The sequence below is a fragment of the Rhizobium sp. RU35A genome (assembly GCF_900156005.1).
Lineage (GTDB): Bacteria > Pseudomonadota > Alphaproteobacteria > Rhizobiales > Rhizobiaceae > Neorhizobium > Neorhizobium straminoryzae.
In genome coordinates this window covers 1-2,765 of sequence record NZ_FTMR01000041.1, presented here as the reverse complement: position 1 = coordinate 2,765, position 2,765 = coordinate 1, and the positions used below count along the sequence as shown (strand labels likewise).

The 2,765-nt window shown below is 54.9% G+C and carries 1 protein-coding gene and 2 pseudogenes; 2 read left to right on the top strand and 1 reads right to left on the bottom strand.

Features of this window, described 5'->3' with window-relative positions; translation table 11 throughout:
* Positions 1-84: 84 nt before the first annotated feature.
* Positions 85-240, top strand: a pseudogene (locus tag F3H95_RS26930) (IS630 family transposase); the annotation flags it as partial.
* 13 nt (positions 241-253) lie between these two features.
* Here the strand turns inward: F3H95_RS26930 and F3H95_RS26925 are convergent.
* Positions 254-677 (bottom strand): annotated as a pseudogene (locus F3H95_RS26925) (helix-turn-helix domain-containing protein); the annotation flags it as partial.
* Positions 678-956: 279 nt separating this feature from the next.
* On the opposite strand from F3H95_RS26925, the gene F3H95_RS26920 reads away from it, so the two are divergent.
* Positions 957-2,636 (top strand): PAS domain-containing methyl-accepting chemotaxis protein, encoded by a 1,680-nt coding sequence (locus tag F3H95_RS26920; protein WP_149748236.1) that lies wholly within the window; start codon positions 957-959, stop codon positions 2,634-2,636.
* Positions 2,637-2,765 lie beyond the last annotated feature (129 nt).

The following is a 2,765-nucleotide window of genomic DNA, read 5'->3' as shown; positions in this document are numbered from 1 at the left end:
CATGGATCGCTCCTTTGATCTGGATGATGTCATCCAAACTATGCCGGAATACGCCGGCGGGAGCAGGAGCCATCCACAACATCAATTGAAAAGGCCTTTTCCAAGCTCAAGGCGCTCCTGCGTGCGCGAGCCAAGCGCAACGTCGAAGCTCTGTGGGACACGGTCGGCGAAATCGTCCCCCTCTTCAAACCCAAAGAGTGCGCCAACTATTTTGCGTCGTGCGGATATGACCCCGAGTAAAGTGGACGCGCTCTAGCTCGAGCTGGTCCTCGAACCAGCATTGTCGTTTTTCCTGGATGTCTGGACGGCTCTGCTCTACCGCATGACCAGTCTTTTTTGCGCGTCTGGTCGTGCCGAACCAGAAACCGGTGCAGCGCCGACTTGCTGGCAATGATGCCCTGGGCCGCAAGAGCGTCACGAAGCTCGAACAATGTCCCATCGCGGTGCTCTCCGAGCCAGGCCATGATCAGATCGGCATGGGCTTCAATCTTGTGGGAGCTACGGTCGCCACCGAGCGGACCGGGACGAACGTTCCCCTGCCGGAGTTGCAGGCTACGCCAACGGCTCACGCTGGCCGCACTCACGCCGAAACGCTCGGCCGCCTCTCTATGCGACGCTCCCCCTTCGACGGCGGCAAGAACACGTATGCGAAGATCAACGGAAAGGGCTTTCGACATGTCTGTCGACCTCCATCGGCAGATAGCTTGAATCAGAACGCGCGCGATTTGCAAAGCCATTCGATTCAATCAGTCTGGGAAACGCTCTAATGTGAGAGTTTGTCGCAGTAATGCCAAATGATGATTTAAGTGACACGTACCGCACAACCTTGATATATCGCTACTATATTCCAATTTCATACAATATTAAGCAAAATCTTCATTTGTAAGGATTCGTATCAGGTTCCGTTAAATCGTTCGGTCTTAAATCGGTAGTGAAACGCCGAAAGGGTCTAAAACATGTTTGGTGACTTGCTCAATTTCAGTCGGATGGCGGACGGGGTGAGGGCGATCTGGCGCTCGCAGGCGATGATCGAATTTTCCCCTCAGGGCTTGGTGCTAAATGCCAATGAAAACTTCTGTAAGGCAATGGGTTACCGCCTGGACGAAATCATTGGGGAACATCACTCCAAGTTTTGCGAGACTGAGTTCACGCAGTCACCTGACTATAAGGCATTCTGGCGGGATCTGGCAGCGGGGCAGTTCAAATCTGGCCAGTTTCGGAGACGCCCAAAAGCTGGCCAAGATGTTTGGCTCGAAGCCTCTTACAACCCGGTTTTCCACGGCAGCAAGGTCGTGAGGATCCTCAAGATCGCTTCTGACATTACTGTCACCAAGTGCGCATCACTGCATGACGCAAACCGCCTGCGAGCAATTGATCAGTCTCAGGCTATCATAGAGTTTACGCCGGATGGTGAGATAGTGACCGCCAACGAACGCTTTCTAACCGCAGTAGGTTATGAGCTTGAGGACATTGTGGGCAAGCATCACCGCATGTTCATGCTTCCGGCTGAGGCGGCATCGAATGAATATGGCCAGTTCTGGGAGCGACTGAAGGCTGGGGAGACTGTCATTGATAACTTCCTGCGTATTGGAAAAGGCGGCAGAAAAGTCTGGATGCAAGCCGCATATACACCAATTTTCGACTCTCGCGGAACGGTCTATCGCGTCATCAAGGTTGCCATTGATGTGACAGCCCGAATGGAATCTGTAAGCGTGTTGGGCCGAGGCATCGGCAGTCTAGCTGCTGGCAATCTTGCTACCCGTATCCCGAACAAGATCGATCCAGCGCTAGAGCAGACCCGAGCAGACTTCAACGCTGCAGCGGCAGCCCTTGATCAGATCGTTTCAGCAATCAAAAGCGCCGCGGGATCGCTGTCAGCAAATGCCGAGGTCATTCGTACCGCGAACGATGATCTTGCGAAGGGTGCGGAACATCAGGCCGCAGCCGTTGAAGAAACGGCCGCAGCGCTGGAGCAGATCCGCACAACTGTTAACGACACAAGCCAGCGTGCCGGAGAGGCCAAGCGTCTAACCTCCGAAACGCGCCAAGCTGCTGAGAAGGCAGGGTCAATTGTTGGACGAGCCGTTGAGGCTATGGCAGGCATTGAACAATCCGCGCGGGAGATCTCGCAGATCATCGGCGTCATTGACGAGATCGCTTTCCAGACCAACCTGCTCGCGTTGAACGCGGGTGTCGAGGCGGCTCGTGCCGGTGAGGCGGGCAAAGGCTTTGCAGTTGTGGCGCAGGAAGTGCGGGAGTTGGCACAGCGATCTGCAAAAGCAGCAAAAGAAATCAAGGAACTGATCGTCAAGTCCACGGCAGGCGTTCAACAAGGAGTTACTCTGGTCAATCAAACAGGGGAAGCTTTGGGTCAGATCGTTGGACAGGTCCAAGAGGTTGACGTGAACGTGTCTGCCATTGCAACGGCAAGCCAGGAGCAGAGTACCGGCATTCACGAGATTTCTGGGGCGATCCATGCCATTGACAGTGGCTCCCAACAGAGCGCCGCGCTGCTGGAAGAGGCGAACGCCGCGGGACGCCAATTAGCTGACGAGGCAGAAGCCCTTCGCGAAATGATCTCGCACTTCAGCACAACCGGATCGTTCGAGGCAGACCGTCAACGGAACGCTGCCTAGCGCAGCTTTCCAATGCGCATGAGTGCATTCAGTAATACCAACCGTCATTGATCAGAACCCTTGCGTCCATTTGCGTCTACCGATCGACATGATGTTCCACGGTCGGTCCTGCAGGGTTCGCCAAGCGTA